The sequence below is a fragment of the Halalkalibacter sp. APA_J-10(15) genome (genome assembly GCF_023017105.1).
Lineage (GTDB): Bacteria > Bacillota > Bacilli > Bacillales > Bacillaceae_D > Halalkalibacter.
The window spans coordinates 371,534-390,045 of sequence record NZ_JALKEV010000001.1 but is presented as its reverse complement, the minus strand read 5'-3'; the positions used below and the strand labels follow the sequence as shown (position 1 = coordinate 390,045).

Sequence of the window (18,512 nt, the reverse complement as noted above, 5' to 3'; positions counted from 1 at the left end):
AATCTCCTTTGATAAGAAGGGAAGGCACAATGTGCCCACCCTCCAATAATGAATTTACTTGTTTACCTCATTGTCCCACTTATCAATAATTCCTTGACGTAACTCGCCTGCACGTAAAGGATTTGATTCAATTAAATTGAGATTATCAAGATCAATCGCTTGTTCAGGTTGTTGAGCTTCTTTGTGAGTTAAGTTTTGGAAATTATCTGTTGTTTGTCCAACTTCTTGAGCAGATGGTCCTGAAGCCCAATCTATGAATACCTCTGCAAGTTCTTGATTTGGAGCACCATCAATGATCGCAACAGAACCGATTTCAAAACCAGTACCATCTTCCGGAGTTGTCATTACTAAATCACTGTAACCTTCTTTTTGATATTTGATAATATCATGAGCAAATAGGATACCTACAGCGGCTTCACCCATTCCAACCATACGCCCAGGTGCAGATCCACTCGTAGTGTACTGCTGAACAAGTGGATGTAATTGTTGTAGATAATCCCAACCATCCTCTTCATTTTCCTCACCCAGCACTTCAAGAACTGTATACAGAATAGTATAAGCAGTTCCAGATGAAGCAGGGTGTGCCATAACGATTTCATTTTCAAATGCTGGATTAAGTAAATCATCCCAGCTTGTTGGCGCTTCTAATCCATGTTCATCTAAAAATTTTTGGTTTGTTGCAAATCCGACTGGACCTAAGTAAACACCTGTCCAATAACCATCTTCATCACGGAATTCTTCTGGAATTCCTTCTACAGCAACTTCAGATACATATGGATGAAGTAGATCTTCTTGCTGAGCAGCTACGAAAGTATCTGCTGGTCCCCCATACCAAATATCAGCCTGCGGGTTGCTTCTTTCTGCTCGAATACGAGCGAGTATTTCACCTGCAGACATACGAATCATATCAACGGCAATTCCCGTCTCTTCTTCGAATTCTTTAATAGCAGCAACTGCGTGGTCTTCTTGGAAACCTACATATGCTGTAATAGAACCTTCTAGAACTCGATCAGTTTCTTCATTGTTCCCATCATTCTCACTTTGATTACTTGATGATTCCTCATTATTGCTATCACCACAAGCAACTACAAACACTCCTAGAATCATAATAAATAGTACTAATGCGAATTTCTTCAATTTAAATCCCCCTTTAATTAAGATTAATTACATCATAAATGAATGCGCTTTCAACAACTACACCAATTTCCTGCCACTTAAAACGGCAAAAAAAAGTGCTCCATTATTGGAGCAGCCAACCTAACAAAATACCTATAATATTAAGGTCTGAATCACCGAAAGTCGTTCGCATAAAACCTAGTTCCGACATAAAGCCCAATAGAAATAACGGGAGAACCGTGATCAGGATTCCGTGAAATATTGAGGAAACTACTAGTCCTCTCCCTCCACCAATTTTGTATGCAATGACTCCTGCAGCTCCCCCTGCAAAAAAATGAGGAATCACACCAGGGATGATTACCGTAAATTGCATAGCTGACATAACAAACATGGATACCAAACCAGCAGTGAAGCTAATAATAAATCCAAATATTGCGGCATATGGTGCATAGGTGAATAGTACAGGAGCATCTAGCGCAATCGTTGCATTCGGAATCCAACGTTCTGCAATTCCTTTAAAAGCTGGTACGATTTCTGCTAACATCATCCGAACACCCGTTAAAATGACATACATCCCTGCTGAAAACCACATGGCCTGTATAATAGAAAAAACGAAAAAATTTCTCCCTGAAAATAAATTAGAAACAGCTTCAGGTCCGACAAATAGACTTGAAACGAAAAAAAGGTTAAAAGAAAAAAAACTAATCATTAAAATGTGATCATGCATTAAAGGTTCTATTTTTCTTAGTGATGCCGGAAGTTGTAAGGGGCCTTTGGGAGGCTTAAAAAAGCGCGCAATGAACCCTGCCAGTACATAACCGACACTATTAAAATGTGCAATTGCAAAATTTTGATGACCTACCACCTGTTTAACAAACGGTTGGGAGATCGCAGGCGCAAGAGATAATGTCAAGGCGAGTATGAGACCCCCAATTAAATAATTCAATGTTGTATTTAAAACGGATGCAACTAAGACACTTGCTATAACGGAGGACATGAATAAAATATGATGACCAGAAAGAAATATATACTTTATAGGCGTAAATCTTGCAATTAGTAGGTGTCCTGTCATACCTATTAACATCATGATTGCAACCTCTTGACCGTAGTTGACTTGGACGAGCGCTGTGATGGCTTCGTTATGTGGAATGATTCCAATTACCCGAAACCCTTCTTGAATCATTAATGTGAGATTAGATAGCGAAGCTCCTGCTGCAGTTGCTCCCACTTGAAGTAAGATATAGCCGACCATCGTTTTCACCGTACCACTTATGACTGCATGAAAATCAGCTCTAATTAATATCAGCCCAATAAATGCAACCATCCCAAGCAAAAAAGCTGGTTCCCCAAATAGACCTCTATTAATTAATTCTGTCACATTCATTTGTTTTCCACCCAGCTGGTTATGACTTTGTTTTCTAACAAGGATTGGCGAATATGAGTCGTATCCGCTATGTGTGCAAGTGGAATCATTTCAACATTAGGCAGTGGAGCAATCGACTCAATGATTTGCTTAGCACCAATAATTATTTCTGCTTCAGAAAAGCCGACAGCACTGACATCTGACTGTTCTATATAGACTAGAACATCCCATTCATTAAAGAGCTTTTCCAATTCGATTTTTAGAATAAGGCTTGTACCTAATCCCCCTGAACACACAACTAAAACGCGCTTCATATCTCTTGTCCCTCCCTTTCTTGTATCCATCGCCAGACTTCTTCTTCTCGATTAGCTTGTTGTAACTGGTTAATGAGATTTGGGTTATTAACCACTTCAATTAATAATTCTACAGCTGGAAGGTGGTCATTGGGATTTGTTGCAGCTAATAAAATGACCCACCACACTTTATCTCTATTCGGACCAAATGCTATTGGTGGATCACATGTCATCATACTAAATCCACTATCGAGTACATGATCACTCATTAAATGTGGAAAAACAATTCCATCAGCAATTAAAAAATGATGATCTTTATTTGTAACATATTTAATTAATTCATCAGCATAGGTTGGCGTTGTTCTTTTCAAATTAACAAGCCTATCATTTAATTCCTTAATGACACCTTCCCATGATGCCCTTTCTTGCTTCAACAAAATACAGGACAAATCCGAAAGTGACGTGATACTCCCCGAATTTGAATAGGCTCCTTTAAAATAACGATAAAGAGCACGAAATAATTCGGACTCATTTTCAATCTTGCTATGTTGCTTAACTAGATCATAAACATTCTTCACTTTATTTATAACATCAACTTCATCTTCTTCTATTCTAGAAATACCTAATAATTTTTCAATTTTTGATGTTTCTAATCGGTTTAAAAAGGGACTCACTTTCAACCAAGGGATCTCCGTGTTCCTTAATGAAACCGTTGAAAGGATTAAATCCGTATTAGCTTTGGTCAGCGTTTTAACATCATTCAAAGAATAAACCCCATGAACCGTAGCCTGTGGAAATTTTTTTCTTATTGAACTTTCCAATAAAGATGACGTTCCCATACCAGAACTACATACAATGGCTACCCTTTTTTTAGGTGTAGGTAAACGATTATCCAATCCGCTACATAGATGAATCAAAATGAAGCCAATCTCATCCTCATCAATAGCATAAAAAATCTCACTAAACTCAGCTGTCAGGATATCATTGACCACTTGAAAGTATTCTTGATAATCTTTTTTTAATTCTTCTAATAAATAATTTTCGATTTTGAGTCCGTATTTCATTCGATGAATTGCAGGTTTTAAATGAAGTGCTAAGCCTTCAATAATTTTATGTCTTTTAGAGAGCCTTACATTCACTTTTTCTTCAAATGTAAGGACTAGACGTTCTGCTAATTTATAAAGCTGATAGTCTCCTTTAATATCTTCATACCCCTTTTTAGAACTTATAAAGTACATGGTCGTAAATGCTACTTCAACAGTTTTGTTTATATACGGAACTTTATTCATACTACTACTATGCTTAATAACTTCTTCAATCGCTTTATACTCAGGAGCATCTAATAAATTTTCTTTTGACTCTAACCATAGACTCGGTAGAAACTTCCCATGAAAGATTCTGGACGATTGTGCGAGTGTAACAATAAAAAGATAATAAAGGCTGCTATCTGTATATTCCACATCTAATTTTCTTTCAATCATTCCTAATAAATGGATGATTTCTTTTGGTTCAATATAAGCGAAATAACGATTAAATATTAATTCAATCTCCATTTCATTTGAATTAGTAGTAATAAACAAATCCATCATTTTCGCTTCATCAAATAATTCTAATAGCGTATCAATAAACAGGTGACGAATATAAACTTCCTCACCAATAAATTCGATTTTCTTTTGTTCTCTATGTATTGATAAATGATAGTCTGAAACAAAGCGCTTTAATTCACTTATATCTTTCTGAAGAGTATTATGACTAACATCAAATTTTTTCTCGAAAGTGGTTAATTCTATATCACCATTCAAGATCATAAGGATCATATGCATTTTACGGTCTTGTGCTTTTAGAAAAATAGGTTCTGTCTCTAAGTGAGCCATGATGCTTGCCTGCTCTTTATCGGAAAGAACCAACCTTGCCCCATGCTTTCTATCACGATCTAACTCGATATTCAATTGAAGTAACCATTCTTCTAATATAATTAAGTCTTGACGAATACTTCTTAACGACAAATTATAATGATCAGTGAATGTTTTCATTGATATATAATTATTGTTAATGATTAGTTCGTTTAAAATCTCACGTTGTCTTATGGTTAACATGGCTCTCTCCTCTATAAAATTTCTTGATGGAATCTATTCTCCCCATAAACATACCACAATATAGTTAATACCGGAATGTTGAGAACTGGTGGATGTATTACCGAATTATCCCTTATCCGCCCAGACTCAACCTCACTCAACTGAATATGATTGCTATCCTCCTTCTGTCGATATAAGGCTTGTATATTATAAGGAATCGAGGTGGAAAGGACTGGTGGCATTGTGGTTTTAGTTGCGAGGTTACTGACGTCTTCCATACCTTTTTGCACCGTGTTATTGACCGTAGGACTGATTGAATCCCAAGCGTGCCAACCGGGTGAAGTAACCGTCATTTGTCTAATTGTGGTATTCCGGCTATTTTGGAAAAGCATGGGCGGCCTTTCAAGTAACTGACGATAAACTTTGGAGCGTGTCTGACAGTATGGTTCCCTACCTCCAGTTATGAATTAGGAGATATTCCTGAATATATACAAGGAGACGTTACCAATATCGAACGATGGGTTCCTATTAGAAGAACATAAAATAACTGACGCCAAAAGCTACTTATGAGCCTTTGGCGTCAGTGTGTTAGTTAGGACATAATTTGTTTTCTTCTTTTTTGTATAAGAAGAGTGATGATTCCGATCAGGAGTAATGCAGCTCCTACGATCATCCAATTAAATACGTTCGTTGCCGTATCTGGCAATCCACTTTCTTCACTAACTCCATCTTTAGATATTTCTTTTAATGCTTCTCGTGCATCTATTAGTGCTTTTAATTCGGCATCCACTTCAGACTGAGTCGCATTTGGATCATCAAGAACTGTTTTAGCATAGTTTAGTGCTTCTTGATAAGCTCTCCAGCTAGGCTGTTCATAATCCTTTTCATTTAAACGTTTAGAAGCATCGTACTCATCCTCTAATCGTTGCTTATCAACAGTTAACGCTTCTTTTGCTGTTGTTACAGCTTGTAGTGCTTTTGCAATATCAGATTGCGTTGCATTTGGGTCATTTAGAACCGCTTCTGCTTGTTTCAATGCTTTTTGATAATTAGCCCAGCTTGCTGCACTGTAATCTGAAGCGTTTAGCTCGTCCGCTTCGTCTACTAGCTTCTGTAATGGTTCCTTATCAACCGTTAAACCATTGTACGCTTCAAGTAACTTCGCATACGCAGCGTTCACTTCTTCTTGAGTCGCATTTGGATTATCAAGTACTTCTTTTGCTGCCTTTAATGCTGCTTCGTACGCTTTCCAGCTTGAGCCACTGTACTCACTTCCCTTAAGCTTATCGGCATCTTTCACTCGTTCTACTAAAGCTTCCTTCGTAACAGTTAAGTTCGTGTAAGCCTCCACTAATGAATCAAGTACTGCATCCACTTCAGCTTGAGTTGCTTCTGGATTAGCTAAAACGGCTTCTGCCTTTTCTAATGCTTTTTGATAGGCGTTCCAGCTTTCCTCACTATAGTGAGTAGCTACTAATCGCTCAGCAAATGCTACTTCTTGTTCTAGCGGTTGTTTATACACCGTTAAACCAAGATATGCTTCTACTAATGTAGCGTAAGCACCATTCACTTCGTCCTGTGTTGCATTTGGATTAGACAAAATTTCTTCAGCTTTTTCTAACGCTTCTTCATAAGCTTTCCAGCTGTCTTGACTGTAATCAGTAGATGTTAACGATTCTGACTCATTCACACGCTCTTGAAGTGCCGCTTTGTCAACCGTCAAACGGTTATAAGCTTCGATTAGCTTCGCTAATTCGTTATCCACTTCCGTTTGAGTTGCCTCTGGATCAGCTAAAACGACTTCTGCCTTTTCCAAAGCCTCTTGATAGTCAGCCCAGCTATCTTGACTGTAATGTGATCCTACTAAACCTTCAGACTCATCTGTTTTAGCTTGTAATGCAGACTTGTCTACCGTTAAGTTATCACGTGCTTCTTTTAAGGCTTCTTGAGCATCGTCTATTTCTTGTTGTGTTGCTTCTGGATTATTAAAAACAGAGTTCGCAAATGTTAATGCGGTTTGATATGCTTCCCAGCTGTCTGTTGAGTAGTTTTCTTCATCCAGATTTTCACTTAAGTCGATTTCCGCTTTTAGTGGTGATTTATCAACTGTGTCAATCGTAAGCTCACCAGCCATAATTGGAGAAATTTTACCGTTAAGCTCAGCAGTGACCGTAATGGCATATGTGCCATTCTCTAAAGGTTCTGCTGGTGCAAATGACCAATTTCCTTCTTCATCGGCCGTAACAGTTCCTGTCACCTTATTGCCTTGGCTGTCTGTTAACTCGATTGTTACCGTTGATCCTGCTGTTGCTGTTCCCGTAATCGTCGGTGTTGTTGTGTCAATCGGTTCGTTTGGTTCATCAACCGTTACTTCTGGCTCAGGAACCACTGCAATTTCGATGCTGCCTGTCGCTGGCTCGGATGTTTTTCCATCTTTCTCCGCTGTGACCGTAATATCGTATCGGCCGTTTTCTAGCGGTTCGGCTGGTGTGTATGTCCAGTTGCCGTCTTCATCCGCTGTGACCGTTCCCGTTACTTTGTTGCCTTCACTATCTTCCAGCTCAATTGTGACCTCTGAGCCTGGTGTTGCCGTTCCTGTGAACGTTGGTGTTGCATCATCGATTGGACCTTCTTCAAGCTCCTCTAACGTCACTTCTGGCTCTGGAATGACTGCGATTTCGATGCTGCCTGTTGCTGGTTCAGATGTTTTTCCATCTTTCTCCGCTGTGACCGTAATCGCGTATGGGCCGTTTTCTAGCGGTTCGGCTGGCGTGTACGTCCAGTTGCCGTCTTCATCCGCTGTGACCGTTCCCGTTACTTTGTTGCCTTCTTCGTCTTCCAGCTCAATTGTGACCTCTGAGCCTGGTGTTACCGTTCCTGTGAACGTTGGCGTTGCATCATCAATTGGATCAGTGCCTAGTTCCTCTAACGTCACTTCTGGCTCTGGAATCACTGCGATTTCGATGCTGCCTGTTACTGGCTCGGATGTTTTTCCATCTTTCTCCGCTGTGACCGTAATCGCGTATGGGCCGTTTTCTAGCGGTTCGGCTGGCGTGTACGTCCAGTTGCCGTCTTCATCCGCTGTGACCGTTCCCGTTACTTTGTTGCCTTCTTCGTCTTCTAGCTCAATTGTGACCTCTGAGCCTGGTGTTGCCGTTCCTGTGAACGTTGGCGTTGCATCATCGACCGGATCTGTGCCTGGATCATTGATATTAACCGTAGGCAACGCAGCATCAATCGTTAATTCCTTCGATGTACTATTTGATTTCCCACCTTTTTCTGCTGTTACTACTATAACGTATTCACCGTCATCAAGATCAATATCCGGTGTAAATCTCCACGTACCATCCGTTTCTATTGTTACTTCTGGATTATTCACAATATTACCATCTCGATCTTGTATTTCCGCAGTAACTTCTGAACCTAATGCTACTGTACCTTTAATTTCAGGACGTGCTATAAAAACCGTTTCTTCGTCAGGCTCCGTAATGTCAATTCTCAAGGTTAAGTCTTCGATTGCTTTTTGCAAGGCTTCTAACGCTTCGTCTACTGCTTGCTGTGAAGATGTTCCCTTTGCTAACACATCCTCTGCCTGGTCTAATGCATCTTCATAGTCTTGCCAACTATTCGTTGTGTAATCATTCTCGTCAAGGTCAGGGAGGTCATCCAATAGTTCTTTTAAATCTTCTTTGTATACTTTTGCAAATGTGAAATATTCCAAACTACTGCTTTCAACAGTAATTTCATATTCACTATTTAATTGATTTTCAACAGTAGGATGATTAAAGTTCACACCGTCTTCACTTGTAAGCAAATAGTAATTGTAGACTGGTGCATTAGGATCCTCATCAACGTCCAACTTAAATGTCACTAATGTGCTGTCATTGCTAAACCATTCGTTGCTCGCTTCGACTTTGTACACACGCTTCATTTTCTTCAGGTGATGTCCTGTTTCTGGTTCCTCAATTGTACTTTGCTGATATTCCTTGCTACCGTCATCATCGCTAAATGTAAAGAACGTTTTATCGACTGTTATTTCACTGGAATTAGTTACGTTGGTTGTAGCTATCGAATCACCTAATGCAATTGTTACATTGGCATCCAAATCAACTGATTTTGACTGCTTCTGTTTTAGTGCACTGTCATCATCACGACCTATTCCTGTAATCCGATAACCATAGTCGTCATTATCAGACGCTGTCCACATTGTAGTAGTACCATCACTCGCAATGTAATCAGTAGGGTTCCCATTATCGTCTTTAAGAGTAATACCATATTTTAGCGACAAATAACTATTGATTCTCTTATGTTCATCAACCGTAAGCTCTCTAGCATCATCAAATACAATCAGTTCAGCAATGTGCCCGTTTAACCATTGAGAATTATTGTTGGCAACACCTAATTTCAACTCAAAAGCACTTCCGTTATCAGTGAAACCACTATTTCCAGGGCCTGCTACTCCGTTTTCCCAAGCCCTTGCCATTGGAGACGATACGGAAAGTAACCTTAAGAAATCTTCATATTTTTCGTTAGGAGTTGATAATGTTCGTGCACCCCCTACACCTCCAACTCCTCCATGGTTAATAAATTGAACCGTACTGCTTCTAAAGAACCCTTGGAGGTTAGCAGCATTCGGTTTTGTTGCAAATAGCGCACCGCCATTATTGTGCTTGGCAACAGCGAAGCTTTCCTTTACATTCATAAAACTATCTTCGTCGCCATCCATCTTTCCACCGTTAAATATCACAGCAGGATTAAAGTTAGCAATACGATCATCATATGTTACACCGTTATAAGTTTCATCCGTTGAAAACACTTTTCCAGTCGTTAAATCTGTCCAAGTGTCAACCTTACCGTCAGCGACTTCTGCTTCATCACTTGCTTTTAGCCATAAAGAAGCGCCATTTACCCCACCTGGACCTCTATATGTGTTATGAGACTCTTCGGTTGCCATTACCGTAGTAGGGACTCCTGCTGTCGCAAAACTACCTAAAATAAGAGTCAAAGAAAGCATAATGGCAGAACAACGCTTCCAGATGCTTTCCGTTTTATAAACCTTCATCATATATCAACTCCTTTTTTATATTTATTCAGATAAAAATATGAACATAATTAAGTAGAAAAGAAATCTGCATCTTGTGAATTTTTCAGAAACATATTCTCTCCTTCGTCAATCAACTTGTTACAATACTATTCGTAATGTTTGGCTGGAAGATGTCTACACATCCCCTTCCTGTGTCTAACATACTTTCATTTCAGATATACCCGTTAATAGTTCCTATATGAGTCATTCAGTATGTAATAGATTCCCACCTTTCTTCATAATTCACCTATTACAATAATAGGAAAAAAATCATAATAATCACTTGTATTATACATTCTAAAACTATACATAAACTATACATAAACAAATAGACCGATAAAGGAAAAATATGATTTTTTAAAATGAATGTCTTTTCTTCTTTCCAGGAAATTAATTATCATATTTAAAAAAATTAGAAATTAAGTAGATATAAAATAGCAAAAGGAGATTCTAGATAAATGGAGATTTTGTCTAATTGATTATGATAAAACATACGGGGTTAATATAGTTATCAGATGGGTAGAGATGGTGATACTAAATCCGTATTCGGAAGAAAGGATAAATCTCTTCTTCCAAATACACGACAAAATAACACACTCCCATTCATTTTGTTTACCGAAAACAAGCTATAATTCTAATCATTTATTAGGTAATCAATCATAAAGAAGGATTGACTCATCTAATTCGAACTTTGTTTAACTTCCATTGGTCATACCATTTCCTTATTTCTTCGTTTGGCTCAATTTCAAATTCTCTTCTCAATGTTGCTTTTAGCTTATGGTATTGGTTTTCTACCGCTATATGTTGTTGCAACATGGCATGCAGCTTCATTAGCTCAACATAACTATCTTCTATGTAGGGACATCTTTGTTGTACAGTATAATAAATCTCAATAGCTTCCTGGACGCGTTGTTGTTGCAAATAATAATCAGCTAGTAATCTCGCAAGTTGTAACCATTGCTGTCTTCTACTTTCGATTTCATCCGATGCCCAGTGAAAGTAATAAGATCCATAGTAATCCCCTTTATATTGATCAAACATTTTTTTATATTGTGGTAAATCAGTATGAGTAAGAGAGGAAAAACGATTTATCCAGAAGTCCCATTCATCCGTTTCTAATGTAATCGATTCACCTGTTTCTAATATGTAGCCAGCATTCATTTTATTTACACTTTTAATCATGATATCGCCGACATTCGCTTTTATTAATGCGTTACGACAATGGTAAATGGCTGTATAAAGTTGCTGATAGCTTTGCTTTACCGGAAAATCGGACCACAGTAACTCAATCAACGTATCCTTTGCAACAAACTTATTTCGATGATGAAGCAAATACGCAAACAGCTCTAGCGTTTTTTTCGTACGCCATTTAATGGTGATTTCTTCATCTTTATCCTTATAAAATGTGATTTCTTGAAAACAGGAAATATAGATTTCGCTTTTTCGACTGTTCCAGTCATAGCGTTTATGGGGTAATCCTAACCGCTCCAATGTTTTTTTCAGCCGTTCTGGATGAATCGGTTTTAGCAAGTAGTCCAAAACAAATAATTCAAAAGCTTCTATTGCATAGCTATCATACCCTGTTACAAATACAATATGAATATTTGAATACTTCTCTTGAATACGACTAGCAAATTCTAATCCATTCATTTCGGACATATGGATATCAAGAAAAATGATATCAGGAGTTTGATATTGAATATCCTCCAATGCAACTAATGGACTCACATACTCCCCTATCACATCAACTGTATCACTTACATCCTGTATTAACTTCTTCAATCGTTCTAGAGAAAGCTTCTCATCATCTATTAATATCGCTTTATACAATGAAATCATCCTTTTTAAACTTGGATTCGATTACTTTTGAATAAGATGCTTCCATTATAAACAAATTAATTAGAAACGTCTTCCACATTCATTTGGTCCGTCTAGTTCGATTTTTATAATGTATGATTTCAGTTTGACGTTTCCTTCTATACGCATATGGTTTCCTCATTCCTTTATTCACTCCATCCTGCCTGATTTCCGCTCTGAGCGGTTCCTCCTGCCTCTATTTCAACTCATCCTGCTAATACAACGCTCGTAAATGGCGTCATATGATGATCTTATTATTAGATCGCCTTAGCTCTGCTGAACTTCACAACGACTTCGACAAAACGAATCGCAGGCCTACTCATAAAATCTAAGTAGACCTGCCTCTATTACTAGCTTTCTCTTATGAACGGACAATAGCTCATTTCGTACAACTTTAAACAAAATCGTTTACTATTCTCTCTAATCTCTTTATAATAATGTATACAAATAGGTTTTATTTCAGTTGGAACAGTTCAGTCTTTTCCATCACGATATCCTTTATTCTATTATTGGCAGGTAATAGAAGTTTTCTCAGGGAAGTTAATGGAGTTGCTGTAGAAAAGGTTTTATTAACTTCCTCAATATAGGATTTATTCAGTTCTGTTCCAACATTTACTTTTTTCATTCCGTTTGCTACACACCTTCTCATATCTTCATCTGATACACCAGTTCCTCCATGAAGGACTAATCCAACACCTTTCAAATTTGAAGATAGTTTCTCAAGCAATTCGAAGTTAATTTTGGCTTTTGATTTATATTGGCCATGAGTCGTACCAATCGCAACTGCAATAGCATCAACTCCTGTTTCTCTTACAAATTTGTAAGCATCGGCAGGGTCGGTATAGATAGCATCTTCTTCCGAGACGACCACTCCTTCCTCAGCACCACCGATCGTTCCAACCTCTCCTTCAACGGAAGCATCATTCGCATGTGCATACTCGACGACAAACTTAGTGTTCTTTATGTTTTCATCTAAAGGTAAACTTGAACCATCATACATAACAGACGTATAACCAGAATCAATCGCTTTCTTGAGAGCTTCTATATCTTTACAATGATCCATATGCAGGCATACATCAACATCTAATCGTTCTACTAATGTTTCTATACTAGATACAAGCAAATCAAAGCCAATATATTCTGCTGTTCCTAACGATGTTTGCAGTATAATAGGGGCCTCCAAGTCTTTTGCACCTTCTAACATCGCAGGTAACATTTCCAAACAATGAACATTAAATGCCCCAATCGCTCTTTTCCCCTCGTTATCTTCAAACAATTGTTTTAAGTTCTGTAGCATCATGTACCCCTTTCTACATTCTTTCTCGAATCGAATTTTTCGTTAACTTCATTAGTTCATCAGATTTATTCAAATAGAATTGAACCGAATCATGATCCTTTTTAGAGGATGCCTCTTTTCTTTTTAGATTATAGAGTTTAATTAGGTCCGTATAAGCCTTTCCTAATGTTTGATTCTCTGAAATACTCATTTCATAGTGCATAATCGATTGATCGAAATTGTCTAATTCAAAATACAGGCTACCGATCCTATTTAATAAATCAATTCGTTCGCTCCCCTCCGCTTTGGGAAGTTGTAACACAAGTACGTCTATCTCATTATTGAGTTGGTTTTTATTGACCGTCACTGAAGTATCTTCTGAATCTTTTACAGCCTTTTTTTTAGACTTGAAGAAAAACATTCTACTCCCCCTCCCTAACTAAACAAATTCAAGATTGGGCTCAGTAACCATTGATAAAATAATGCTGCACTTACAGTATCTACATCGGTTGCCGTTGAATTAACAAAGCCAAAGCTATTAAAATGTGGAACTAGAAGTGCCGGAAGTAAAGTAATAAAGAACCCATGAGCAATCCCACCAATTAGAACTCCTCTTCGTCCACCTACCGCATTCATGAATATACCAGCCGTTCCCCCAGCGAAGAAGTTTGTTAACATTCCTGGTAAAATCATTGCCAACCCAAACCAAGGAAGAACAAACATGGCAATAACCGTTCCTATCGTCGTCGTGATAAAGCCGGCTGTTACAGCATTAGGTGCATATGGGAATAATACAGGGCAATCTAAAGCTGGTTTTGCATCTGGAACTACCTTTAAAGCAATCCCTCTAAACGCTGGGACAATTTCTGCTAACAGCAACCTAACTCCAGACAATAGTACATAAACACCAACAACAAATTGGACGGCTTGTAAGAAAGCATAGACGAGATAATTAATATCTCCAGAGAACTCCGAACCAAATGTTGCTCCTGCAAAAATAGCAGTAATAACATATAACGGGATCATGACAACCGCAACGGATAGATACGTATCTGATAGAAAGCCAAGTCCTTTAGGAAACTTAATATCCTCAGTAGACTTAGAACCTTTACCAACCACTTTTGATACTCCCGCCGCAAAAATGTATCCAATCGTACAAAAGTGCCCTAACGCAATATCATCTGATTTCGTAATTTTCCTGACAATCGGTTGAGCGATAGCAGGCATCGCTACCGCAAAGAATCCACCAACGATCCCACCAACAATAATGAGAGATATCCCCGTTAAACCAGCAACACTACCAAATACAGTAGTCATCGTCGCCATCCACAATATCGCTTGGCCTGTTAAAAATATATATTTCCATCTCGTCAAGCGAGCAAAGATAATGTTGAATACAAAAATTGCTAAAAAGGTTAGAGCAATTTGGTTTCCAAGTCCTAAATCATTCATCGCTTGACCGTTTATAGCCTCAATGGATGGGACTATACCTTGCATACCAAACCCTTCAGAGAATATTTCCCCAAAATAAACGAGTGAACCAACAATAATGGAAGCACCTGCAGATAGTACTAAAAATCCAAGCATGGTCTTAAAGCTACCTGACATCACCTCACCAAAGGCTTTTCTCTGTAGCATTAACCCAATAAATGCGATCAAAGCAATCGTGATCGAAGCCTGGGTCAAAATACTTTCGACAATAAAATCAATAATAAACATCGATTACCCTCCCTTAGTTATAACTCTCCTTTAGCTTCTAAGACGGGAACTAATTTTTCTTTAATCTCATTTTTATCAACCAATCGGTCAAGAAAAATAAGATCCATCGGTAAATCATACCTACTAAACTGCGATTCGAAATTCTTACCAGAAATAATAATATCAGCTCTTGAACCACCAGCTGACGATATGTCTGAATGGTCTACTGATGCACTTACTCCTAGCTCTTGAAGAACCGATTCCACACTCATTTGGCAAGCAAAGCTACTTCCTAACCCAGCTCCACAGACGACTAATATGTTTAACATAGATTTCACCTCCTTTAATGAATAACAATTTTGTTTTTCTTCGCAAGATCTAATAGCCGATGATCTAACGTTTTATTTTGTGTGATAACATCTTGTAAGTTTAATGGCCGCACCTTATCTCCTTTGACACCAATCATGACACCAAGCCGTTCGTCTAGAATACATTCTGTCGCAACTGCACCTATTCGGGACGCAACTAGCGCATCTTTGAAAGATGGCTTTCCAGCACGTATATAAAAGCCCATGATCGACTTTCTCACTCTAATCCCTGTCCTTTCTTCAATAGCATCGGCAATTTGAAAAGACACTCCTTGATTTCCAGATTGGTAATCCTTACTTTCATAGGCAGACTCAGAGCACATGATCATAAAGGATTGTTTATGTTCCATTCTCTCTTCAACAAGCGCACTAATCACATGCCTATCTGTCGAGAATTCCGGTATGATTGCTAAATCACATGCACCTGCTACTGCACTCTCTAGCGCAAGATGTCCGGAATGACCTCCTAGAACTTCTACTAAGAATATCCTTCCTGGCATGTTTGATGCCGTATCATGTAATCCAAACAACACATCTAGTACTCGATTTAATGCGGTGTCAAATCCAACACTGTAATCGCTTCCATTAACGTCATTGTCAACGGTCATTGGGATAAATATCGTATTTGTGCCTTCTGAATTTAGTAAGTGTGCTGCTTGCTGGGAGCCATTCCCTCCACACACAATTAAACATTCATACCCATCTGCATGTAGCTTGCGATGTAACTGATCTCTACCCTCTTTTGTATAAGGGAGCTTACTTCTAGATGTTCTAATTAGATGAACCCCATCTAAAGAACGATTCTCGCAATATTCTCGAGTTAAGTGGACAGGTGCATCATGGAGAATTCCGTCATATCCACCATTGAACCCATATAAATCGATAGACCTGCTCCTTGAAATCATTTCAATGGTTGAGTTAATTCCCGCTCCATCACCGCCACTTGTAATAATCGCTACTTTTTTCATTGCGTCCCTCCTCCAATTAAATGATTTAACCCTTCTATCGAATTAATGGATGAGATATGATCGATGAGACCATTCTCCACAATTTTCACGATGACTTTAATGATCTCCAAATGTGTTTCGTTATCTGTTGCGGAGAAGCTAATGAGCACTTTAACTGGCGTTTCTAAGGTTTTGAAATAAATCGGTTCTTTTAACGTAATAAGACTAACCCCCACTCCTAAAGCACCGTTCTCTGGCCTAGTATGCGGAATAGCAATCCCTGGTGAAATAACAATATAAGGACCATACTCCTTCACATTGTTAATGACCTCATCTGCATACTTTTCATTCACGAACCCGTTTCTTTTCAATAACGCGACACCCTTATGAATAGCATCTTTCCAATCAAGAGCATCAACATTAAATTGAACATTTTTTTCAGTGAAATAAGTTTCATTCATACGATTTACTCCTTATACTTTGCTAGCTTTCTTAAAAAGTCATGATAATGATACTCTGATATTAGTTTTGCAATTCCTAAGTCTTCTATTAAAAATCGATAGAGTTGTTTGAAGAGGACTTCCCATCTTCTTTGCTCCTTTTTAGAAACACTCAGTACAATGATTACTTGGACTTTTTCTTTATCCCACGTTATCGGTTTATTTAAAATACAAACCGCAATAGCTGTATTCGCCATATTATTATCTAGAGGATGAGGAATTGCTAAAAGGTTGCCAAGCTCTGTAGAAGCCATATTTTCTCTTTCATAGATCGACTCTTTCGTTTGCCTATCAATATAATTTTTTTCTTCCATTAATGTAGTAACATAATCAAGGACGTCGTCTCTCGATCGTAATGAGAGATTTTTTATAAATAAATCTTCTTTAAAGATATTTCGATACGTTATCCAATCAATGTGAGAGGCCTCATTCCTCATCCTATTCTGGATGATTAATAAATCCTTGTTGCTGATGATAGGATTAATCATAATAAGTTTGTCTGATTTGAGATGAGGAATAGGTACGGTTGAAACAACCATATCGACCTGATTCAACATCTCTTCCTTAAACTCGGCTAAACTAATGGTTTCGATCACACTCACTTGATGACCATAATAATTTAATATCTTCTCTCTAATTAACGACGCTGTTGCGATACCTGAACCACATACAATCATTACTTTCTTCATTCCTTGCTGATTCAATCCTTTTTTCTCTAAAGCCACTCCAAAATGAATCGCTATATAGCCGATTTCATTTTCATCAATTCGCAAATTAGTCATTTTATTTATTTTGTTACTTGCAATGGCTGCAAGCTGAAAGGCAAGTGGGTAGTTATTTTTAATACTATTTAGAACTTCATTTCGGATGTTCATCTTATATTCGATTCTTTTTAATGCAACACTGAGATGGAGTATAAGCCCTTCCTTTAGTTTCGTATCCTCACTTAAGTCAATGGACGTCTTTCTTTTAATTTCAACGATGACATCTTGAAGCATATCCTCTATTCGTCTGTACTCTTTTGTATTCATAGAACTGCCAGATAACCTGCTACTAGCTAAAAGGTGCTGTGTAATATAAAACACCTCTGTTTGAAGACTGATGTTTAACTTTGATTGAATTTCATCAATGATTTCTTGAACGACGATCAATTCTTTTGTATCCTTTAATCGTTCAATTGCCTTAAGGTTATAGTTCAATATTCGCTTGTTTAAGAGTCGTTTAATCGTAATGTCAATATGAATAATGAAATTGACTAAGGCGACATCCGTTAATTTCAAATGGTGTTTTAATAAGGCATGTAACGTTATTTCCTTTAACAAAGCAATTTCATTCTCTGGAAACAAGTCATTATAGACATCTGTACTTTTTGCATTGAACAAATACTCAGAAAGGCAGAACCTGATCTTATCTTCTTCTCCTGTAATTTTCATCCCGTCATGTCGATCTGAAATAATCTCCAAATTAAATTTCCCTACTATTTCTTTAATAGATGGCAAATAACTTTTGAGAGCAGAAAGACTAATAAATAGAGACTCCGCTAACTCTTCTTGAGTGATGCTCGTATCATTGAGACAATTCATTAGCAATTTTCTAATAATTTCTTCTTCTACGTTGCTTCCAGTTGATGTTGAGCTGTTTCCAGCTACATGTAATCCTTTTGATACATATTTCTCATAAAACGGTTCAAAAAGATCGTCCTTATTAATTTCAAGCTCATAACCCAATCGTTTACGTGAAACAACAATGGCACCATGTTCCTCTAACGTTACATTTAACTGTTTAATATCATTACGAATCGTTCTTGACGAAACTTCTAATAGTAAGGCTATACTTTCACCTGTTTGATACCCGTTACTATTTCGTAACAAATGAAGAATTTCCACCTCTCTTTTATTCAGTAGGTTCATTTGCTTCCCTTGCTCCTTTCTAGTTC

Annotated in this window: 13 protein-coding genes; all 13 read right to left on the bottom strand. The window is 37.8% G+C overall.

The window, feature by feature from the left end:
* Positions 1–54: 54 nt before the first annotated feature.
* Positions 55–1,137, bottom strand: coding sequence for an ABC transporter substrate-binding protein (locus tag MW695_RS01785; RefSeq protein ID WP_247102380.1), 1,083 nt, complete (start codon positions 1,135–1,137; stop codon positions 55–57).
* Positions 1,138–1,240: 103 nt separating this feature from the next.
* Complete coding sequence (locus MW695_RS01780) at positions 1,241–2,500, bottom strand: PTS ascorbate transporter subunit IIC (protein ID WP_247102378.1); 1,260 nt, start codon at positions 2,498–2,500, stop codon at positions 1,241–1,243.
* Entirely contained in the window at positions 2,497–2,793 is a 297-nt protein-coding gene (locus tag MW695_RS01775) for a PTS sugar transporter subunit IIB (protein WP_247102376.1), read from the bottom strand. Before MW695_RS01775 ends, MW695_RS01780 begins: the two co-directional genes overlap by 4 nt.
* On the bottom strand, positions 2,790–4,868 hold the full coding sequence (locus tag MW695_RS01770; RefSeq protein ID WP_247102374.1) for a BglG family transcription antiterminator: 2,079 nt from the start codon (positions 4,866–4,868) through the stop codon (positions 2,790–2,792). The genes MW695_RS01775 and MW695_RS01770 overlap by 4 nt, the downstream gene beginning before the upstream one ends.
* A gap of 571 nt (positions 4,869–5,439) precedes the next feature.
* A complete protein-coding gene (locus MW695_RS01765) occupies positions 5,440–9,909 on the bottom strand; it encodes an Ig-like domain-containing protein (protein ID WP_247102372.1) in 4,470 nt (1,489 codons plus the stop codon).
* 696 nt (positions 9,910–10,605) lie between these two features.
* Positions 10,606–11,760, bottom strand: coding sequence for a response regulator (locus tag MW695_RS01760; protein ID WP_247102370.1), 1,155 nt, complete (start codon positions 11,758–11,760; stop codon positions 10,606–10,608).
* Between the two features lie 481 nt (positions 11,761–12,241).
* Positions 12,242–13,084, bottom strand: coding sequence for a class II fructose-bisphosphate aldolase (locus tag MW695_RS01755; protein ID WP_247102366.1), 843 nt, complete (start codon positions 13,082–13,084; stop codon positions 12,242–12,244).
* 13 nt (positions 13,085–13,097) lie between these two features.
* The gene (locus tag MW695_RS01750; RefSeq protein ID WP_247102364.1) at positions 13,098–13,484 is read right to left on the bottom strand and encodes a hypothetical protein; all 387 of its coding nucleotides are present in this window, start codon (positions 13,482–13,484) and stop codon (positions 13,098–13,100) included.
* A 14-nt stretch (positions 13,485–13,498) separates the two neighbouring features.
* Positions 13,499–14,782 (bottom strand): PTS sugar transporter subunit IIC, encoded by a 1,284-nt coding sequence (locus tag MW695_RS01745; RefSeq protein WP_247102362.1) that lies wholly within the window; start codon positions 14,780–14,782, stop codon positions 13,499–13,501.
* 17 nt (positions 14,783–14,799) lie between these two features.
* Positions 14,800–15,090, bottom strand: a complete 291-nt coding sequence (locus MW695_RS01740) for a PTS sugar transporter subunit IIB (RefSeq protein WP_247102361.1) — start codon at positions 15,088–15,090, stop codon at positions 14,800–14,802.
* A 14-nt stretch (positions 15,091–15,104) separates the two neighbouring features.
* Positions 15,105–16,097, bottom strand: coding sequence for a 6-phosphofructokinase (locus MW695_RS01735; protein WP_247102359.1), 993 nt, complete (start codon positions 16,095–16,097; stop codon positions 15,105–15,107).
* Positions 16,094–16,537: a PTS sugar transporter subunit IIA gene (locus MW695_RS01730; RefSeq protein WP_247102356.1), complete on the bottom strand. Its 444-nt coding sequence runs from the start codon at positions 16,535–16,537 to the stop codon at positions 16,094–16,096. The genes MW695_RS01735 and MW695_RS01730 overlap by 4 nt, the downstream gene beginning before the upstream one ends.
* Positions 16,538–16,542: 5 nt before the next feature.
* Entirely contained in the window at positions 16,543–18,486 is a 1,944-nt protein-coding gene (locus MW695_RS01725) for a BglG family transcription antiterminator (RefSeq protein WP_247102348.1), read from the bottom strand.
* Between the last annotated feature and the right edge of the window lie 26 nt (positions 18,487–18,512).

Bases quoted from the DNA above. Each gene is read 5' to 3' on its own strand.
- MW695_RS01765 (WP_247102372.1), bottom strand. From the start codon at position 9,909: ATGAAGGTTTATAAAACGGAAAGCATCTGGAAGCGTTGTTCTGCCATT.
- MW695_RS01730 (WP_247102356.1), bottom strand. From the start codon at position 16,537: ATGAATGAAACTTATTTCACTGAAAAAAATGTTCAATTTAATGTTGAT.
- MW695_RS01770 (WP_247102374.1), bottom strand. From the start codon at position 4,868: ATGTTAACCATAAGACAACGTGAGATTTTAAACGAACTAATCATTAAC.
- MW695_RS01725 (WP_247102348.1), bottom strand. From the start codon at position 18,486: ATGAACCTACTGAATAAAAGAGAGGTGGAAATTCTTCATTTGTTACGA.
- MW695_RS01755 (WP_247102366.1), bottom strand. From the start codon at position 13,084: ATGCTACAGAACTTAAAACAATTGTTTGAAGATAACGAGGGGAAAAGA.
- MW695_RS01780 (WP_247102378.1), bottom strand. From the start codon at position 2,500: ATGAATGTGACAGAATTAATTAATAGAGGTCTATTTGGGGAACCAGCT.
- MW695_RS01750 (WP_247102364.1), bottom strand. From the start codon at position 13,484: ATGTTTTTCTTCAAGTCTAAAAAAAAGGCTGTAAAAGATTCAGAAGAT.
- MW695_RS01740 (WP_247102361.1), bottom strand. From the start codon at position 15,090: ATGTTAAACATATTAGTCGTCTGTGGAGCTGGGTTAGGAAGTAGCTTT.
- MW695_RS01775 (WP_247102376.1), bottom strand. From the start codon at position 2,793: ATGAAGCGCGTTTTAGTTGTGTGTTCAGGGGGATTAGGTACAAGCCTT.
- MW695_RS01745 (WP_247102362.1), bottom strand. From the start codon at position 14,782: ATGTTTATTATTGATTTTATTGTCGAAAGTATTTTGACCCAGGCTTCG.
- MW695_RS01735 (WP_247102359.1), bottom strand. From the start codon at position 16,097: ATGAAAAAAGTAGCGATTATTACAAGTGGCGGTGATGGAGCGGGAATT.